Origin of the sequence: Prevotella sp. Sow4_E9_plate (genome assembly GCF_052116205.1) — a bacterium.
Lineage (GTDB): Bacteria > Bacteroidota > Bacteroidia > Bacteroidales > Bacteroidaceae > Prevotella.
The window spans coordinates 23965-43094 of sequence record NZ_JBQKLN010000014.1 but is presented as its reverse complement, the minus strand read 5'-3'; the positions used below and the strand labels follow the sequence as shown (position 1 = coordinate 43094).

The window sequence follows — 19130 nt, the reverse complement described above, 5'->3', positions numbered from 1 at the left end:
TCAGAAATTGATTAGAACGTCATGAGGAATCCCATGCGGATGCCCCACTTGTCTACATTAGGATGATTCAGGTAATTGATACGGCGCACATAGTCAATTCCGAAGAACTTGAAGATGTTGTGCACGCCAGCCACCAATTCCCAATATGGAGTATCACCAAAGGTGTAAGAGTTGTTTGGGAACTTGAAGAGAACATCATCGTTCGGATTCTTCAGCGGATTGTTCTTATCCGTAAGTTGTCCCCAGACTCCCTTGGCTGCAATATATTCACGCCACTTGAGTTTCTTGATGAGCGGAATACGATTGAGCAGCTTGCCGTTCATATCCCAGGCTACAGACCAGAACACCTGACGGTCGCTCAGGAATTCCCAGTCTTTCATCATACTGATAGTGGCCTCCTGTTCAAAGATAGAGAGGTTGACAGGTGGCTGGATAAGCATGCTGAATGGCACCTTGTTCCATTGCATCTTACCCACAATATTGAAATCGATGTATCCGAAGCTTCCCAACCATTGGCGCTTGTAAATACCCAGGCTGGTGATGTTGCTCTTATACTGTCCACCCATAAAGCCATCGAGACCCGTCGTATGGCGCAAGCTGAGCTCAGGACTATCCAGATTGATAGGCAAGCGCTGCTGCTTGGTATTCACATAGGTAACACCAGGATTGTAATTGAGTCCTGCCGAAACCTCCGTGGTACGGATTTTCTTTACTTCTTCGCCCGTGTTCACCTTATAATAACGCAGGTTGCCCACGGTACGGTTGCTCTGCCAACGTATATTCGTATCGAAGCGGAAGCCCCAATCGGTCTCGTAGACAAAGCCCAGCTTCTGGCGCTGGTAGAGATACATCTGATCCTGAGTCGTGGCACGAAGGGTCATGAAGAAGTTGTCCTTGTTGTGCAACAGGTTGTCATCAGATGGAGAAGTAATATCATGTCCCATCTCGAAGGTCAGGTTGCGCATAGGGAACTCGAACGGACTGTTTTTCTTCTTGTTGAAAGAATAGGTCAGCACATGACCATAATACCATTCATGACTCTTCAGACCATAGGCTCCGTAACCATTCCAGAAGAAATGAGGATTGAGCGCAGCCATCGTACGACCAGCCAGACGCAATCGGATTCCATCCACGAAGTTGTTGGAAAGGAACGTATTGATAGGTCCCAAGTCGAAATAACTTCTGTTTTCCTTATTCTCCTCGGTCTTCTTGGCATGAGCCACCTCAACATAGTTCTCCATCAGGGCTCGCACACCCAGGATAATGTATTTGAAGCCCTTGGAATTCTCCATACGATGAATGAAACTATCCATCGATGATTCGCTCTTCGTAAGGCCTACCTGTCGGTATTTATTCCAGTAAGCCTCATCACGGTTCATGGCGTCCATATCGTGCCTTATCTTCGCCTTGCCCTTGAACAGCTGCTTCGGCAGTTCATCAAAGGCATAGTCGGAGAGTCGCGTATTTCTTACCACCAGCAGGTCCTGCAACAGATTATTGATGTGCATTTCTGCCACCATATCGTCCTTGGTCAAAACCCACTCGCCATTATCGAGCTTCGTAAATTCCTGCTCTATCTTCATATCCTTCACCCAGTTTACATCACTATTGTGAGGCATGTAAAGATTACATTTCTTTACATGCAGGGTGCTGTCAGCAAGCACATAGAGCTCTCCACGAAATCCGAAGTCCTGACTGTTGGCAGGAATAAACTGCAGATGATAGCAGAGATCGCGATCTACATAAACCGTATCCTCTATATAATAATGGTAGAAGGAAATAGCTGTTCTACCGATAGGAGAAGGGAACGGATATTGCAGGAGGCGCACATAATCATCGTAAATATCGACATCGGTAAATACATCCTTGAGAACGGTATTGATGATTTCACCCGTCTGAATCACCTGACCGATACCATTACTCTGCTGACCCTTGATAATATCTTTCTCGCTCTTTGGATCCTTGCGGTAGATATGCTGCGAAACCGTCTCGTTGATCTGCACAGGCAAGGTCAGCTTATCATTATAAGGCGATTTCTCCACCTGGTCCAGCAGATACTGACGCTTGCTGAAGAACTTGCCCTCCAACTGTTCCTTGGTCAAATCGTTGAGCGCCAAGGTTAACTTCTGATATTTATCAAACTGATAATAATCATGATTGGACAGATTGCTCTTCTTCTTGGCAGCAATCACACGTCGCATCAGCTCTACGGCAGGATTTTCCTTTCTTTTGTACTTACCTTTCTTCGATTTCACCACCACCTCGTTGAGCCGGCGGCTATCATCTTTCAATTTCACTTCCAGAAAATTGAGCTTTTCGCTAATCTTCACAGTCTGTGACTTATAGCTGAGGGCACTCACGGTAAGCACCCATTCGGGATGCTTCTCGATGGTAAACTTACCCTCTCCATCACTTGAAACGGCAATCTTGTGTCCCTTATATTGCACGCTAGCATAAGGCACGGCAAAGCCATCCTCGTCGATGACGCGACCGCTGATTTTTTGCTGTGCAGCCATCTCAAGCGCACAGACCATCAATGTAAAAAACAACAAGAATGATCTTTTAAAATTCATATCCTTCATTAACCTCTTTCTAATAATACCTTATTTATATAATAAGCCATATTTAAGCTCTTTTGGGCTTCATTTTTGGCTTTTTTCCGAATTCGGATGCAAAGATATACATATTATTCTGAAAATAATCGAAAACTATTTGGATATTTTAGTTTTTTAGCGTAATTTTGCAACCGAATTACAAACAATCAAGCAAAACGAATAGAAATTAGGCAAAAATGAACAATAAAGGAAATCTAACCAATGAACCCCCTCCGCTGCTGCCCGTCATCATCGGAACAGGCTTCGGAAGCGGCTTCTGGCCTTGGGGACCAGGCACGGCTGGCTCAGTCTTGGCCACCCTTATTTGGGCATTGATGGCTTACCTCGGTGGCTTCAACGGAGAAACGCTGCAAAGCATCACCTTCTTCCTGGTCATCCTCTCTACCCTGTTAGGAACCTGGGCTACAGCCCGACTACAGCCTTATTGGGGAGAAGACCCAAGCCGAGTTGTAATCGACGAGATGGCTGGCGTATGGATTCCGCTGTCCCTAATTACGCCATTTACTACCACAGGAGCACCAAAGGATGCCTGGTGGTGGGCTTTGGTTGCCTTGGTTCTCTTCCGCTTCTTCGACATGGTGAAGCCGCTTGGCATCAAGTGGCTAGACCGCAAAGAGGGAGCCTTCTATGTCATGGCAGACGACCTGCTGGGTGGATTCTATGCAGCCGTCGTCATGCTGATTGCCAAAATCATATTTTTATGGGTAAGATAAAGCAGGAACTGGTAACCTTCGGAAAGGCTGAGCTGACAGCATCAATAGCCTCGATAGTAGACTTCGGACTGGCTTTCTTCCTCTCCGATATCATCGGAATATACTACGGACTAGCCAATGCCCTGGGCGTCATGAGTGGCGGAATCACCAACTGCACCCTCAACTACCGCTACGTATTCGGCTACTCCAAGCGCAAGAAGAAGAGCGTGGCATGGCGATATTTCATCATCTGGGCCTTGAGCTGGACACTCAATTCGGGCGGTACCATCGCCTTGACAGAAGCCATCAACCTGCATGAACACGTCAATATCCACTACATGATTCCAAAATGTGTGGTTTCATTTCTTGTAGCTGTGCTGGTGAATTATCCCGGACAGAGGAAATTCGTGTTTAAGAAAAAGGACGAAGAAGAGGTTCCTGAAGGAAGGAATCCTGAAGACCTCCAATAAGAAGGAAAAAAGAATATTAGGAAATTACAAATGACAATAAACAAATGAATTACAGAGATTTCTTACAAAAAGTAATCTACGTGATGATCAATCCGCTCATCAAGGCGATGATAAAGATTGGAATCACGCCAAACATCGTGACGCTGGTAGGTTTTATCGGCAATATTTTTGCTACCTGCTTCTTTATTGACGCAGCGTGGATTCAGGGAATGGGCGGAGTCAACAGCGACCCTACCCTGATGACTGCCGGCACTAGCGACTATACTTATGCCGACTGTATGACTCTCATCGGATGGGGTGGATTTATCATTCTTGCCTCTGGTCTCTTCGATATGATGGATGGAAGACTGGCCCGTATGAGCGGCAAGAGCAGCCTCTTTGGTGCACTTTGGGATTCTACGCTCGACCGTTACAGCGAGCTGGTCAGTCTCTTCGGCATCTGCCTGGTCTTCCTCCTTACCGACAAGGGCGAATGGTTCTGGATGGGCGTAATGACTTTTGCTGCCATGACGGGTTCCGTGATGGTAAGCTACGTTCGTGCCCGTGCTGAAGGTCTTGACATCGAGTGCAAGGTAGGATTCATGCAACGCCCGGAGCGAGTAGTCGTTACTGCCGTATCTGCAATCGTTACTGGCATTACCGGAGATTTATGGTGGTTGGCGAGCGGCATGATTCTCATCGCCATTCTTGCCAACATCACAGCATTCTGGCGTATCGCACATTGCTATCGAGTAATGAAAAAAAAATAAGAGAAAGTGTTTAGCATATATTTAATCATTCTATTGGTCGTGCTGATGGCTTGGAAGAAGACCCGCAACTTTGCCATCTACTTCCTGCCTTGGTTCCTCTTCGGAATCATCTACGATTCGATGCGCCTTTACCCGAACTATAAGGTAAACTCCATCGATGTAGTTCATCTGTATGAAGCAGAGAAATATCTCTTTGGAATAGCAGCCACTACAGCTGCTGAACTGCAGGCTGTAGCCGACCATACACAACTCATGATACCAGGCGAATACTTCAAGGTTCACAACTGCGGAGCAGCCGATTTCATGGCTGGTATCTTCTACCTGTGCTGGGTACCGGTACCTATCGCCTTCGCCATTTATCTCTACATCAAGAAGCAGTATTCCTGGTTCAGACGATTCTCATGGGCTTTTCTTCTGGTCAACATCATTGGCTTTATCGGCTATTATATCTACCCTGCAGCTCCACCTTGGTATGCGATGAACTACGGTTTCGAGCCGGTTCTCCACACCCCGGGTAATGTGGCAGGTTTAGGCAGATTTGATGAAATGACGGGACTTTCCATCTTTCATGGACTGTACGGCAAGAATGCCAATGTATTTGCTGCCGTTCCCAGCTTGCACGCAGCCTACATGTTCCTCACTACCATCTATGCCGTAATGAGCCATAAGCGTTGGTACACGATAGCCCTATTCGCTTTCATCTGCATAGGAATCTGGTGGACAGCCGTTTATTCCGGCCATCATTACATCATCGATGTCATCTTGGGCATCCTCACCACCCTTATTGGTGTAATTCTGATGGAACTGGGAGGCTTGAAGGGCTTTCTGGGAGAAAGAAAGAATATACGGTATTAGGAAATAAAACAAAGCGCCTGACTCAGAATCAATTATCTAAGCCAGGCGCTTTTTTATCTTAAAATTGCATTTTCCATATTGTTTTATCTTATCTAACCATCACCTTACGGTAACATCTGCGACGACGATGCTGTTCGCTTTCCAGATATTGCCATTGGCTCTGTACACCTTTGTTGCTTTCCATCTGCGGCATAGCCTCAGCCCATTTAAATCCATAACGGTGATATTGCTCGATAAGATCGGCAAAGATCAAGGCATTGGCTCCCTTGGCACGATACTCAGGCAATACACCTATCAGGAGTAAATCTACCGTATCTGTGGCATGAAACTTCAGTACTTTCAGAATTTTCAACCATCCCCAAGGCAACAGTTTGCCATTCCCTATCTTCTGCAAAGCATCGGTAAAAGAAGGGAAAGATACGCCAAAACCTATTAATCTATTGCCATCATTACCATCAACAACACCCGTAACCAGATTCAAATCAGCCTTCTTGATATAATCATTTACATACTTATCTATCTGCCTGTCCGTGAGTTGCTGGAAATCATAAAGGTCTTTATAGGTTTCGTTTACGATATGAAACACCGCTTGTCCCATACCACCCTTAACCAACTCTCGGGAAGTAAACTTATGCACATGCAGATTGTATCTTTTCTCTATCATCTCTGCAGTTCTGGCAAACTTGGCCGGGGTTTCCTCAGGCACCTTGATGCGATATTCCAGCCAGTCATTATCCTTCTCATAGAACGACATGGCTTCCATGTGGTTCTTATAATAAGGATAATTATAATTGATATACATGGTAGATTTATGATGGAATCCCTCGATGAGCAATCCTTCACGGTCCATATCCGTAAAGCCAAGCGGTCCTACGCACTCAGTCATTCCCTTTGTGCGTCCCCATGCCTCAACAGCATTTAATAAAGCCTGCGATACTTCTAAATCATCCACAAAATCAAACCATCCGAATCTTACCTGCTTCTTATTCCATTGTTCATTGGCACGGCGATTGATGATGGCAGCAACACGACCCACGATACGCGCCTCACCATCTACAGCCAGAAAATACTGCGCCTCGCAGAATTCGAAGGCAGGATTCTTGCGCTTACTCAACGTATTCATTTCATCAAAGCGCAAGAAGGGAACAGCAAATTTATTGCCCTTATACAGTTCATAATAGAAGTTTACGAAGGCACGCAATCCCTTTCGGGTTGTTACTGGTATTATTCTTATATTGCTCATTACAGTTTTTACTCGATTATAATCAAATTCTGATCAGTATAATTAGTCCGTTTTATATAGCTATTCAGTCCGTACATCTTGTATTACAAGAAGATAGAGAACTACAAAACTTCTGCAAAAGTACTATATATTTTTGACAGAGGCAAGTTTTTAGTGCATTTTTATTAAAAAAGTTCACATAAATCCCATTATTGGGCGATAATCGAAAATAAAATAGTACCTTTGCATGGTCAAAAAAAGAAGAAAACAGATTTTTCGCAATGAAGAAAACAAGAGATAATTATACATTCCTGACCGAAGCTCCTGTGCACAAGGTTGTTTTCACGATGGCGATTCCTACCATCATCAGCATGCTGTCTACAAGTATGTACAATCTCGCCGACACCTATTTCGTGGGAAGCATCAATACCCAGAGCGTAGCGGCTGTGGGAATATCGTTTGCCATGATGGCGGTAATACAGGCTGTTGGCTTCTTCTATGGTCATGGAGCTGGCAATTATATCTCTCGTAAGTTGGGCGCCAAAGAGGAGGAGAACGCCAGAAAGATGGCGACAACAGGCTTTGTATTGAGCTTTCTCACAGGTTTGGTCATCGCAATACTGGGACAGCTGTTTCTTACCCCACTCTGCCTTACCTTGGGCTCTACTCCCACCATTCTTCCCTATACAGAGCGTTATCTGGGCATTATCCTGTTAGGGGCTCCTTTCATGACCACTTCGCTCACTCTCAACAACATGATGCGTTTCCAGGGTAACACGATGTATGCGATGAAAGGCATCATGTCAGGCGTATTGCTGAATCTGATTCTCGCCCCATTGCTCATTCTCTACTTCGAGCTGGGCATTACGGGTGCAGCCATCGCCACTCTCATCAGCCAATGTTTCGGTTGCACCATCCTCTTCTGGATGACGCACAAGGGGCAGAACATCCGAATCCTCCTTCGCTACTTCACACCTAGCAAGGCTTATGCCAAGGAAATCATCTTTGGCGGAACCCCTTCCCTGTCAAGACAAGGCTTGGGAAGTATCGCCACCTTGGTATTGAATGTGGCAGCGGGAGCTTACGGAGATGCTGCCATTGCCGGCATGAGCATCGTTACCCGCATCTCTTTCTTTACCTATGCTGTGGTAATCGGATTGGGTCAAGGATTCCAGCCTCTCTGTGGTTTCTGCTATGGAGCCAGACTATATGCCCGCGTCAAGGAAGCTTTTTATTACTGCATCAAGTGTGGCACAATATTCCTGGCTATCTGTGCCGTAATTGGCTTCATTTTCTCAGAGCCTATCATCGAACTCTTCCGTGATGATGCCAAGGTAATAGAGGTTGGTTCCATGGCTTTGAAATGGCAGGTTATCAGTTTTCCTCTGGTTGCCACCATCGTACTTACCAATATGCTGATGCAGACCATCCGCAAGCCTATCCGTGCCAATATCGTAGCTGGAGCAAGAAGCGGTTTGTTCTTCATTCCGCTCATCTTTATCCTACCCCATTTCTTCGGTTTGCAGGGGGTAGAAATGTGTCAGGCATGGGCAGACTTCTGCTCCTTTGCAGTAGCTATTCCGATAGCCTGGAGTGCGTTCAGAGATATGAGAAAGGTGTGAATGCCCATTCTTTGTTCTTTGAAAAAGTCATGGGATTATTAGCAAAAATCATAGCTGTCTTTTGGTTTTCTTGAAAGATTTTTGTAATTTTGCAGGCTGAAAGAAAGAAGAGAAATGGAGAAAGCAAAATATAGTATCGGACTAGATGTTGGCTCTACAACAGCCAAAGTTGCCGTTATCGATGGCAAAAAAAACTTGATTTACTCAAAATACGAACGCCACAACGCTCGTGTCAAAGAACTTGTGTCTCATTATTTCGATGAGATTAACCAGTTGATAGTCGATACAAAGGTAAATATCTGCGTTACGGGAAGCGTGGGCATGGCTACGGCAGAACAGCTGCAGGCTGAGTTTGTTCAGGAAGTAGTGGCAGCATCGGTTTATGCCCGTAAGGCTCATCCTGAGGCAAAGGCTCTCATCGATATCGGTGGAGAGGATGCCAAGGTTGTTTTCTTCAAGCCTAATGGCGGAATGGAACTCCGCATGAACGGAAACTGTGCCGGAGGTACTGGTGCATTTATTGACCAGATGAGCGTATTGATGGGTGTAGACAATCAGAAGATGAGCCAGTTGGCTATGAATGCCCAACATGTTTATCCGATGGCAGCCCGCTGTGGTGTCTTCGCCAAGACCGATATCCAGAATCTCATGGCACGCAATCTTCCGGAAGAGGATATTGCAGCCAGTATCTTTCATAGCATCGCAGTACAAACTGTGGTGACGCTTTCTCACGGCATCGACTTCGAGGCTCCTATCCTGCTTTGCGGTGGTCCGCTGACCTTTCTCCCTGCACTCCGCAAAGCATTCTGCGACTATATGCAGCTGTCAGAAAATGATTTCATCGTATCAGAAAATAGCAATCTGATTCCTGCGCTGGGATGCGCCTACCGTAATTCTCCCACGGATTCCGCAGATTCTACAGATGCTTCTGATTCTGACGGAATCCAGCTTTCCATACTCAGAAAGCGCTTACATCAGGAAATAAAGGTTGAGTGGAACAGTAGCTTGGAACCTTTGTTTAAAAACGAAATGGAGCACGATAAATGGCTCCTGTCAAAAGCAAGATTCGCTACCGAAATCCATCCTCTGGCAAAAGGTAAGCAGCAGGTGGTTATCGGTATTGATTCCGGCTCCACTACGACCAAGATTGTGGCAGTTAGAATGGGAAGCAATACGGATACAGATGCGAAATCTGCCCAAAAGGACAAGGGCGATATTGTCTTTACAAACTATCGTCTGAACCTAGGCAACCCTATTAAGGCGGTAGCCGATGGTCTGAACGCCCTGAAGCAGGAAGCAGAACATAGAGGGGCTGAACTGGAAATCGTAGGCTCTTGTTCTACCGGCTATGGCGAGGAACTGATTAAGGCTGCATTCGGACTTGACAGCGGCATTATCGAAACCATGGCACACGAACGGGCAGCTGCATCACTCATGCCCGACGTCAGTTTCATCCTTGATATTGGCGGACAGGACATGAAGGCTATCTTTGTTGAGAAAGGAGCTGTTGTGAGAATGGAACTCAACGAGGCATGCTCTTCCGGTTGCGGAACCTTCATACAGACTTTTGCCAATAACATGGGATATTCTGTAGGTGATTTCGCCAAACTTGCCTGCCAGTCTAAAGCTCCTTGCGACCTGGGTACCCGCTGTACGGTCTTCATGAACTCCAAGGTAAAGCAGGTTCTCAGAGAGGGGGCTTCGGTGGCTGATATTTCTGCCGGAATCTCTTATTCGGTTATCAAGAACTGTCTTTATAAAGTACTGAAACTCCATGGTAACGAGAACCTTGGAGGAAAAATCGTCGTACAGGGTGGTACCATGAGAAACGATGCTGTGGTAAGAGCTTTCGAATTGCTGACTCATACCGAAGTGGCCCGTAGCAACATGCCGGAATTGATGGGTGCCTACGGCTGTGCACTCCATGCGGCAGCTGATTACCCAACAGAAACGAATGCCCGGAGCATTGACGACCTTCTGAATCTGGCTCATTACGAAACCAGGCAGTTGCAATGTAAAGGCTGTGAGAACCATTGCTATGTTTCTCGCTACACCTTCGCTGGTGGCAATAAGTTTTACTCGGGAAACAAGTGTGAACGGGTTTTCAACAACAAGGGTGCAAATGAGATAAAAGGTAAGAATATTTACGAATATAAATATCACTTGCTCTTTGACGGTAAGGAAATTAAGCACTTTGATGTCACAAAACGCCACATCAAGGTTGGTATCCCCCGCATTCTCAACATGTATGAGGATTTTCCGTTCTGGAATGCCCTGCTTCATGCAGCAGGTTTCGATGTCATTCTCTCTTCTGATTCAACCTTCAGCCAGTATGAAGGAGCCTTGAATACAGTTATGAGCGACAACATCTGCTTCCCTGCCAAGTTGGCTCACAGTCATCTCAAAGAGCTTAATGAGAACCCGGAGGTAGACCGCATCCTGATGCCATACGTAGTATATGAACACAATGACGACCCGAAGAATACGCTGAACAGCTTCAACTGTCCTGTGGTTTCGGGCTATAGCGATGTCATCAAATCGGTAATAGATCTGAAGAAACCGATAGATTCTCCAGTCATCAACTTTGCACAATCCAAGGCTTTGGAAAAGCAAATCGTGGATTATCTCAAGAAGTTGGGAGTAGACAGAAAGACTGCCCGAAAGGCCTTGAGAGAAGCGCTCTATGCGCAAACTGCCTATTCAGCAGAAATCAAGACGAAAGCTTGGGAGATTCTCAATCAGAACGAGGAAAAGCCTCGTCTTACCATCCTCCTGGCTGGCCGTCCTTATCATACAGACCCGTTGGTTCAGCACAAGTTGAGCGAGATGATTGCAAACCTGGGAGTCAACGTAATCAGCGAAGACATCGCCAGAGGCTCATCAGACAACAACGATGCATACAACAGCCAGCCAGAGACTTATCTTGTCAAGCAATGGGCTTACATGAACCGCATCATGAAGGCTGCGCAATGGGCAGCCGAACAGGGTGACAATGTACATTTCGTACAGATGACCAGCTTCGGTTGCGGACCGGACAGCTTTATCCAGGACGAGATTCGTGACATCATGAAGCGCCACAACAAGCCTTTCACGCTCTTGAAGATAGATGATGTCAGCAATATTGGTTCGCTGAAGCTTCGTGTCCGCTCGCTGATAGAAAGTCTTAAAGTTAAAAGTAATCATAAGGTTCAAAGCTCAAAGTTCAAAGTTCAAAGTCTCAAACAGACCAAGGTTTTCACCAAGCAGGATGTGCATCGCAAGATTCTCGCTCCGTTCATGACTGAGTATCTCACTCCTATCATTCCTCCTATCCTGAAGCTGATAGGTTATGATGTAGAAGTTTTGCCTATGAGTGATGAAGCTAGTGCTGAAATTGGCTTGAGATTCGCCAACAATGAGGTTTGCTATCCTGCAACACTCATCGTGGGCGACATCATCAAAGCCTTGAAATCTGGCAAATACGACCTCAAGAACACAGCAGTAGTAATGAGTCAGACGGGTGGACAATGTCGTGCAACCAACTATGCAGGCCTCATCAAACGGGCGATGATTTCCAACGGTTTCCAGGATGTACCATTACTCACACTAGGCGTGACAGCCTCGACAGGCGAAGCTTCCGGTTCTACGGATGATAAGCAAGACTATAATGAGCAGGATGGCTTCAACGTGCCTTGGCTAAAATACAGCCAGATTATCGTTACCGCTATTTTCTATGGCGATGCGATTAACGAGATGTACAACGCCTGCATCGCAAGAGAACGGAAACAGGGAATAGCCAAGGAATTACGGGATAAGTACATACGCCTCATCGACGAGCCTATCGCCCGAAACTCAGCAAAAGGTCTCATCAAGCTCCTGGAACAGGCTGCAGAGGAATTCAACCAGATGACCCTAGACAAGGATGTACCTAAAGTGGGCATCGTAGGAGAAATCTTCCTGAAGTTCAATCCTTTTGCCCATCAGTACCTGGAGCGATACATCATCTCTAAGGGCATCGAGGTTGTACCACCACTACTCGCTCCATTCTTCCTACAGGAATTCGTGAATGTAGAGATACAGAAGCACATGCGACTGAATTGTACCAAGGTACCAGACTTCATCATCAAGGGTGCTTATCAGGCATTGATAGGCAGAAGATTGCGCCAGGTGAACAAGGCAGCCAGCAAGTTCCGCTACTTCCGTCCATTCACCAATATTTATGATGATGCGAAGGATGTGCAGGGATTGGTTTCGCTGGCAGCACAGTTTGGAGAAGGCTGGCTCCTGCCTGCCGACATCGTGGGTTATATCCGAGACGGAGTGAATAATATCATCTCGCTCCAGCCATTCGGCTGCATCGCTAACCACGTGATTTCCAAGGGAATCGAAAAACGGCTACATGAGCGTTTCCCTCAACTGAACCTGGTATCCCTCGATTTCGATTCGGGAGTTTCAGAAGTAAATGTCACCAACCGATTGCTGCTCTTTTTAGACAGTATCACAGAATAGAAGCCGAAAAAGCAGATTCCGTATTTTAGTGAATCTGCTTTTTCTGTTTCGATTATTCTACAAAAAAGCAAAAAAACAGCCGTCATTTTTTTGCAATTCAAGAAATAAATCGTATCTTTGCACACGAATTTTATTGATACATGAAGAAAATGAGTAAAGATACATTAACTCATCAGCTGACAGAGACCATCGACGAGCTTTCTTGCGCCGATTCATTAAAAGGTCTATTCCATCAGCACAGAGACGGAAATCCACTTCCTTCGGGCAAGGCGCTCGAAGATATCATCAATCTGTCTCGCTCCATCCTCTTTCCGGGATATTTCGGCAATTCTTCCGTTAATATCTCCACTATCAAATATCATATTGGAGTAAGAGTAGAGAAACTCTACGAGATGCTTGCAGAACAGATTCTCGCCGGACTCTGCTTCGCCAATGATTGCGAAACTGAGACACAGGCTGATCTACAGCATCAACGTGCCAAGGCTGGCGTTATCGCAGCAAAAGTCATCATGGAGTTTCCAAAACTTCGTAAAATTCTCGCCACTGACGTGGAGGCTGCCTATAATGGAGACCCTGCGGCAATGAGCCACGGAGAAATCATCTCCTGCTATCCTGTCATCAAGGCGATAACCAACTATCGTATCGCTCATGTTCTTCACCTGCTCGGTGTGCCACTCATCCCCCGTATGATGACCGAGCTGGCACATTCAGAGACCGGTATCGATATCAATCCAGAGGCTACCATCGGTCACCACTTCACCATCGACCATGGAACGGGTGTGGTAATCGGAGCCACCTGCATCATCGGCAACAACGTGAAACTCTACCAGGGTGTAACCCTCGGAGCCAAGAGTTTTCCACTCGATAAGGACGGCAACCCTATCAAGGGAATCCCTCGTCACCCTATCCTGGAAGACGATGTCATCGTCTATGCCAATGCTACAATCCTCGGCCGCATCACCATCGGAAAGGGCTGCGTAGTAGGAGCAAACGTATGGGTAACCAAGGATATGCAACCCAAAACAAAGAAATATAGAAAAGAAAAACAAAGTTTATTAGATATAGAATTCAATAATGGAACAGGAATTTGAACTCATTGCCAAGACCTTTATGGGTCTGGAGCCCGTCTTGGCTGAGGAGCTCACCCAGTTGGGTGCCAACAATGTACAGATAGGTCGCCGTATGGTATCTTTCACAGGCGACAAGGAAATGATGTATCGTGCCAACTTCCAGTTGCACACAGCCATCCGTATCTTAAAGCCTATCAAGCACTTCAAGGCTCGTTCTGCCGAAGAAGTGTACGATCAGATTCAGAAGATTAAGTGGGATGACATCTTAGACGTGAAGAAGACATTCTCAGTAGATTCAGTAGTTTACTCCGAGGAATTCCGCAACTCACGCTTTGTTACTTACAAGGTAAAAGATGCTATCGTAGACTGGTTCCGCGAGAAGCAGGGCACACGTCCTAACATCAGCGTATCCAACCCAGATATCCGTCTTAATATCCATATCGCAGAAGATAACGCAACCTTGAGTCTCGACTCAAGTGGTGAAAGCTTACACCGCCGTGGCTACCGCCAGGAGCAGGTTGAGGCTCCATTGAACGAGGTTCTGGCTGCAGGTATGATTCTGATGACCGGCTGGAAGGGCGAATGCGACTTCATCGATCCTATGTGTGGTTCTGGCACCATCGCTATCGAAGCAGCACTTATTGCCCGCAACATCTCTCCAGGTGTATTCCGCAAGGAGTTTGCCTTCGAGAAGTGGAACGATTTCGATCAGGAGCTTTTCGATATGATTTACAACGATGACTCTCAGGAACGCGAGTTCGAGCACCATATCTACGGTTATGATGTAGATATGAAGGCTGTGAACACTGCCAACCTCAACGTGCGTGCAGCCGGACTGAGCAAGGATATCACCATCGCACAGCAGGACTTCAAGAACTTCACTCAGCCAGCAGAGAAGAGCATCATAGTGATGAACCCTCCATACGGTGAGCGTATCTCTACCCCTAACCTCTTGAATACCTACAAGATGATTGGCGAGCGCTTCAAGAAGGCTTTCGCAGGCAACGAGGCTTGGGTATTGAGTTACCGCGAGGAATGCTTTGAGCAGATTGGTCTGAAGCCATCTATCAAGATTCCTGTATACAACGGAAGTTTGGAATGCGAATTCCGCAAGTACGTGATGTTCGACGGTAAGATGAAGGAATTCCGCTCTGAAGGCGGTATTGTCAAGACCGAAGCCGAGAAGCGAGAAATGGCTCAGAAGCATCGTTTCAAGAAAGAGCGCGAGTTTAAGAAACGCATAAGCGAGGAGACAGAAAACGAGGATGCAGACATCCGCAGCTTCCAGTTCCATAGCCATCGCCTGGAAGACTTTGAAAAGCGCCGCAATGAGATTCGCCGTGGCGGACGAAGCCACGATGATGATGACCGCAAGGGCGGACGCAGCTTCGGCGGAAAGCGTGGCAACGACCGTAACGACAAGCGTGGTGGATTCAAGGGAGACCGTCGCGGTGGTCGTGATTTCGGAGGAAAGCGTGGTGGCAAGCCTAGCTTCAACACCGACTTCGATGATGAGGATTAAAAACTACGCATCAAACCATACAAGACCTTGACGTGGCATTCTGCCACATCAAGGTTTTTATTCATTCAATCAACAAACAAAATAACAATGAATCTAAAGAATTCAATTTATAAATTATCTTTTGCAGCAATGATTTCCATGATGGCAATGAATGCAACCGAGATACAGGCTCAGGGCGTGGTTCCTGCGCAGAAGGGTGAAAAGACCTTCACCCTGGAGGATTTGAACTTCGGTGGTCATAACTATCGCAACATGGTGGCAAAGAACCGCTGGTGTACCTGGTGGGGAAATGAACTCATTCGCCAGGACGTGGAGGCTTGCTATCTCGTGAACAAGGCTACGGGCAAGGAGACCAAACTCTTCGGCATCAACGATATCAACCAGTGGATTGCTCCTACCAAGGACATCAAGGTAAGAGCTCTCTACAACGCTCAGTTCCCTTTTGCAGGCAAGAGCATCGTAATGGTAAGCAATGGCAGCAAGACCTACACCATCGACTTCAAGAAGCATAAGCTGCTGAGCGAGATGGAGTTTGAAGATGGCGAGAACCTCCTCGAAGCTAACGCACAGCAGAATGCATTCGCCTATCTGAAGGGCAGCAACCTCTATGTGCGCACCTTCAACGTAGCCAACAATGCCATGACAAGAGAGAAGAAGTCTCACGATTTCCAAATCTCTACAGACGGCAGCCGCTCTATCGTGTATGGTCAGAGTGTTCACCGCGATGAATTCGGCATCAGCAAGGGTACCTTCTGGAGCCCTAACGGCGAACTGCTCGCATTCTACCGCATGGACCAGAGCATGGTAACAGATTATCCGCAGGTGGATATCCCGGAGATTGATTACTTCAATCATCCTGAGACAGAAACCTGCTGCGCCAAGCCTGCACCAGACAAGTATCCGATGGCAGGCGAGACATCGCACAAGGTAACTGTGGGCGTGTTCGACTGCATGACCGGCAAGACCATCTATCTGAAGGCTGGCGATCCTACAGACCGCTACTTCACCAACATCGCATGGAGCCCGGACAGCAAGACCATCTATATGTTCGAACTGAACCGCGACCAGAACGACTGTCGCCTGACAGCCTACAGCGCAGAGACTGGTGAGAAGACAGGTGAACTCTATCGCGAGACCGATGAGAAGTATGTAGAGCCTTGCCACCCAATCCAGTTCCTGCCTTGGGACAATAGCAGCTTCATCATGCAGAGCCGCAAGGATGGCTACAATCACCTCTATCTCTGCACCCTGGGCAAACACGGCAGCCGCATGGCAAGCAACACAGAATCACTCGAAATCAAACAGTTGACTTCCGGTAAATGGGAGGTGATGGAAGTGCTCGGCTTCAACGCCAAGCGCAAGAGCATCATCATCGCATCCAACGAGTGCTCTCCTATCCAGCGTAACATCTTCGTGGTGGATACCAAGACCGGCAAGCGCACCATGATGGACGACTGCGGCAAGGGATGGCACAACGCTACCCTGAGCGAGAACGGTCAGTTTATCTATGACAACTACTCTACTCCTACCGTGCCTCGCAAGATTGCCATCGTAAACACCGAGAACGGCAAGCGCACCGCCTATTTCACAGCCGAGAACCCTTGGAAGGGCTACAACGTGCCTGAATACAGCTGCGGTTCCATCAAGGCTGATGACGGCGAGACCGACCTCTACTGGAGAATGGTGAAACCAGTGAACTTCGACCCCAACAAGAAGTATCCTACTATTATATATGTATATGGCGGTCCTCACGCCCACAACGTGGATGCCCGCTGGAACTACTCTAGCCGTGGCTGGGAAACCTACATGGCAGAAAAGGGCTATCTTCTCTTCATCCTCGACAACCGTGGCAGCGAGAACCGTGGCAAGGCTTTCGAGCAGGCAACCTTCCGCCAGCTGGGTCAGGTGGAGATGAAGGACCAGATGAAGGGTGTAGAGTATCTGAAGACCCTGCCATACGTAGATGCCGACAAGATTGGTGTTCACGGTTGGAGCTTCGGAGGATTCATGACCATCTCATTGATGACCAACTATCCTGACGTATTCAAGGTAGGCGTAGCAGGCGGTCCGGTAATCGACTGGCACTGGTATGAGGTGATGTATGGCGAGCGCTATATGGATACCCCACAGACCAACCCAGAGGGTTACAAGAAGACATCCCTGCTCTATCAGGCTAAGAACCTGAAGGGTAAGCTGCAGATTATCCAGGGCTTGAACGATGTAACTGTAGTACCACAGCATTGCCTCACCTTCCTGAAGGCATGTATCGCAGCAGGTACACAACCAGATTTCTTCGTATACCCAGGCGAACCTCATAACATGAGAGGTCACCAAAGCACTCACTTGCATGAGCGCATCAGCAATTACTTCTTCGACTATTTGAAGTAAAACTTGCAAAAAAATATATTTTATGTAAATATTTTGCCTAATTCATAGGATTTTAGTAACTTTGCAGCAAAATGGAGAAATTAAGTATCCTAAGGTAAAATATCAGAGGAACAATTAAACGTACAACGATGAAAATATTATTGTTAGGAGGCGGTGGACGCGAGCACGCCTTAGCTTGGAAAATCGCTCAGAGCGAAAAGTGTGAGAAACTTTTTATCGCTCCAGGTAATGCCGGTACTCAGAATGTCGGCGAGAACGTGAATATCAAGGCTGACGACTTCGAGGCTCTGAAGAACTTCGCTGTCGAGAACGGTGTTGATATGGTTGTTGTTGGTCCTGAAGACCCATTGGTAAAGGGTGTTTATGACGACTTCAAAACCGATTCTCGCACCAAGAACATTCCTGTAATCGGTCCTTCAAAGGCTGGTGCTGTATTAGAAGGCAGCAAGGACTTCGCCAAGAAGTTTATGAAGCGCCACAACATTCCTACAGCTCAATACGAAACTTTCGATGGCGAGCATGTAGAGGAAGGTCTTAAATTCCTGGAGACCTTGAAGGCTCCATACGTATTGAAGGCTGACGGTTTGTGCGCAGGTAAGGGTGTTCTCATCCTCCCTACTTTGGAAGAGGCAAAGAAGGAGTTCAAGGAGATGCTGGGCGGTATGTTCGGCAATGCTTCTGCACGTGTGGTTATCGAGGAATTCCTGAGCGGCATCGAATGCTCTGTCTTTGTTCTCACAGATGGCAAGAACTATAAGATTTTGCCTGAGGCTAAGGACTACAAGCGTATCGGTGAGCACGATACCGGTTTGAATACAGGCGGTATGGGTAGTGTTACCCCTGTGCCATTCGCTACCAAGGAATGGATGCAGAAGGTAGACGAGCGCATCATCCGTCCTACAGTAGAGGGACTTGCAGAAGAGAACATCGACTACAAGGGCTTCATCTTCTTCGGACTGATCAACGTTGAGGGCGAGCCAATGGTCATCGAGTACAACTGCCGTATGGGCGACCCAGAGACAGAAAGTGTCATGCTCCGATTGAAGAGCGACATCGTAGACCTCTTCGAAGGTGTTGCTGCTGGCGACCTTGACAAGCGCAACATCGAGTTTGATGAGCGTGCAGCAGTCTGCGTCATGCTCGTGAGCGGCGGTTATCCAGAGGCTTACAAGAAGGGCTATCCTATAGAAGGTATCGACAAGGTTGAAGGTTCTGTAGTATTCCACTCCGGTACAACGATGAAGGATGGACAGGTAGTAACCAACGGTGGTCGTGTCATCTGCGTAAGCAGCTACGGCAAGGACAAGGAAGAAGCCTTGAAGAAGAGCTTTGCCGAGGCCCAGAAGATTCAGTTCACCGACAAGTACTTCCGTTCAGACATCGGACAGGACCTTTAAGATAATGAATAATTAATAATTAATAATGTATAAATCTGCA

12 protein-coding genes are annotated in these 19130 nt (G+C 47.0%); 10 read left to right on the top strand and 2 right to left on the bottom strand.

Annotated features, from left to right (window positions below):
- Positions 1 to 11: 11 nt before the first annotated feature.
- Positions 12 to 2573: a DUF5686 family protein gene (locus tag ACTQ53_RS07375; RefSeq protein WP_441932591.1), complete on the bottom strand. Its 2562-nt coding sequence runs from the start codon at positions 2571 to 2573 to the stop codon at positions 12 to 14.
- A gap of 218 nt (positions 2574 to 2791) precedes the next feature.
- Between ACTQ53_RS07375 and ACTQ53_RS07370 the strand changes: the two genes are divergently transcribed.
- The 4 genes from ACTQ53_RS07370 to ACTQ53_RS07355 are packed head-to-tail and all read left to right on the top strand — an operon-like array spanning position 2792 to position 5381.
- Positions 2792 to 3328, top strand: coding sequence for a phosphatidylglycerophosphatase A family protein (locus ACTQ53_RS07370; protein ID WP_294969519.1), 537 nt, complete (start codon positions 2792 to 2794; stop codon positions 3326 to 3328).
- Positions 3316 to 3777 (top strand): GtrA family protein, encoded by a 462-nt coding sequence (locus ACTQ53_RS07365; RefSeq protein WP_295347283.1) that lies wholly within the window; start codon positions 3316 to 3318, stop codon positions 3775 to 3777. The genes ACTQ53_RS07370 and ACTQ53_RS07365 overlap by 13 nt, the downstream gene beginning before the upstream one ends.
- A gap of 44 nt (positions 3778 to 3821) precedes the next feature.
- Positions 3822 to 4526 (top strand): CDP-alcohol phosphatidyltransferase family protein, encoded by a 705-nt coding sequence (locus ACTQ53_RS07360; protein ID WP_294969525.1) that lies wholly within the window; start codon positions 3822 to 3824, stop codon positions 4524 to 4526.
- 6 nt (positions 4527 to 4532) lie between these two features.
- Positions 4533 to 5381: a phosphatase PAP2 family protein gene (locus tag ACTQ53_RS07355; RefSeq protein ID WP_294969527.1), complete on the top strand. Its 849-nt coding sequence runs from the start codon at positions 4533 to 4535 to the stop codon at positions 5379 to 5381.
- Between the two features lie 88 nt (positions 5382 to 5469).
- Here ACTQ53_RS07355 and ACTQ53_RS07350 read toward each other — a convergent pair whose 3' ends face one another.
- Positions 5470 to 6624, bottom strand: a complete 1155-nt coding sequence (locus ACTQ53_RS07350; RefSeq protein ID WP_294969529.1) for an N-acetyltransferase — start codon at positions 6622 to 6624, stop codon at positions 5470 to 5472.
- A gap of 260 nt (positions 6625 to 6884) precedes the next feature.
- Between ACTQ53_RS07350 and ACTQ53_RS07345 the strand changes: the two genes are divergently transcribed.
- The 6 genes from ACTQ53_RS07345 (at position 6885) to purD (ending at position 19090) form a co-directional block, all read left to right on the top strand.
- Entirely contained in the window at positions 6885 to 8225 is a 1341-nt protein-coding gene (locus ACTQ53_RS07345) for an MATE family efflux transporter (RefSeq protein WP_441932590.1), read from the top strand.
- A gap of 114 nt (positions 8226 to 8339) precedes the next feature.
- Positions 8340 to 12713 carry an acyl-CoA dehydratase activase-related protein gene (locus ACTQ53_RS07340; protein ID WP_441932589.1) on the top strand — a complete coding sequence of 1458 codons (4374 nt, stop codon included), beginning with the start codon at positions 8340 to 8342 and terminating at the stop codon, positions 12711 to 12713.
- Between the two features lie 149 nt (positions 12714 to 12862).
- The gene (locus ACTQ53_RS07335; RefSeq protein WP_441932588.1) at positions 12863 to 13804 is read left to right on the top strand and encodes a serine O-acetyltransferase; all 942 of its coding nucleotides are present in this window, start codon (positions 12863 to 12865) and stop codon (positions 13802 to 13804) included.
- Positions 13788 to 15305, top strand: a complete 1518-nt coding sequence (locus tag ACTQ53_RS07330; protein WP_441932587.1) for a THUMP domain-containing protein — start codon at positions 13788 to 13790, stop codon at positions 15303 to 15305. Before ACTQ53_RS07335 ends, ACTQ53_RS07330 begins: the two co-directional genes overlap by 17 nt.
- A 141-nt stretch (positions 15306 to 15446) precedes the next feature.
- Positions 15447 to 17693: a DPP IV N-terminal domain-containing protein gene (locus tag ACTQ53_RS07325; RefSeq protein WP_441932619.1), complete on the top strand. Its 2247-nt coding sequence runs from the start codon at positions 15447 to 15449 to the stop codon at positions 17691 to 17693.
- A gap of 128 nt (positions 17694 to 17821) precedes the next feature.
- Entirely contained in the window at positions 17822 to 19090 is a 1269-nt protein-coding gene (purD, locus tag ACTQ53_RS07320) for a phosphoribosylamine--glycine ligase (RefSeq protein ID WP_441932586.1), read from the top strand.
- Positions 19091 to 19130 lie beyond the last annotated feature (40 nt).

What these genes read in the sequence shown, in the direction of transcription:
- ACTQ53_RS07375 (WP_441932591.1), bottom strand. Translation starts at nt 2,573, where the DNA reads ATGAATTTTAAAAGATCATTCTTGTTGTTTTTTACATTGATGGTCTGT.
- ACTQ53_RS07370 (WP_294969519.1), top strand. Translation starts at nt 2,792, where the DNA reads ATGAACAATAAAGGAAATCTAACCAATGAACCCCCTCCGCTGCTGCCC.
- ACTQ53_RS07365 (WP_295347283.1), top strand. Translation starts at nt 3,316, where the DNA reads ATGGGTAAGATAAAGCAGGAACTGGTAACCTTCGGAAAGGCTGAGCTG.
- ACTQ53_RS07360 (WP_294969525.1), top strand. Translation starts at nt 3,822, where the DNA reads ATGAATTACAGAGATTTCTTACAAAAAGTAATCTACGTGATGATCAAT.
- ACTQ53_RS07350 (WP_294969529.1), bottom strand. Translation starts at nt 6,624, where the DNA reads ATGAGCAATATAAGAATAATACCAGTAACAACCCGAAAGGGATTGCGT.
- ACTQ53_RS07345 (WP_441932590.1), top strand. Translation starts at nt 6,885, where the DNA reads ATGAAGAAAACAAGAGATAATTATACATTCCTGACCGAAGCTCCTGTG.
- ACTQ53_RS07340 (WP_441932589.1), top strand. Translation starts at nt 8,340, where the DNA reads ATGGAGAAAGCAAAATATAGTATCGGACTAGATGTTGGCTCTACAACA.
- ACTQ53_RS07335 (WP_441932588.1), top strand. Translation starts at nt 12,863, where the DNA reads ATGAGTAAAGATACATTAACTCATCAGCTGACAGAGACCATCGACGAG.
- ACTQ53_RS07330 (WP_441932587.1), top strand. Translation starts at nt 13,788, where the DNA reads ATGGAACAGGAATTTGAACTCATTGCCAAGACCTTTATGGGTCTGGAG.
- ACTQ53_RS07325 (WP_441932619.1), top strand. Translation starts at nt 15,447, where the DNA reads ATGGCAATGAATGCAACCGAGATACAGGCTCAGGGCGTGGTTCCTGCG.
- purD (WP_441932586.1), top strand. Translation starts at nt 17,822, where the DNA reads ATGAAAATATTATTGTTAGGAGGCGGTGGACGCGAGCACGCCTTAGCT.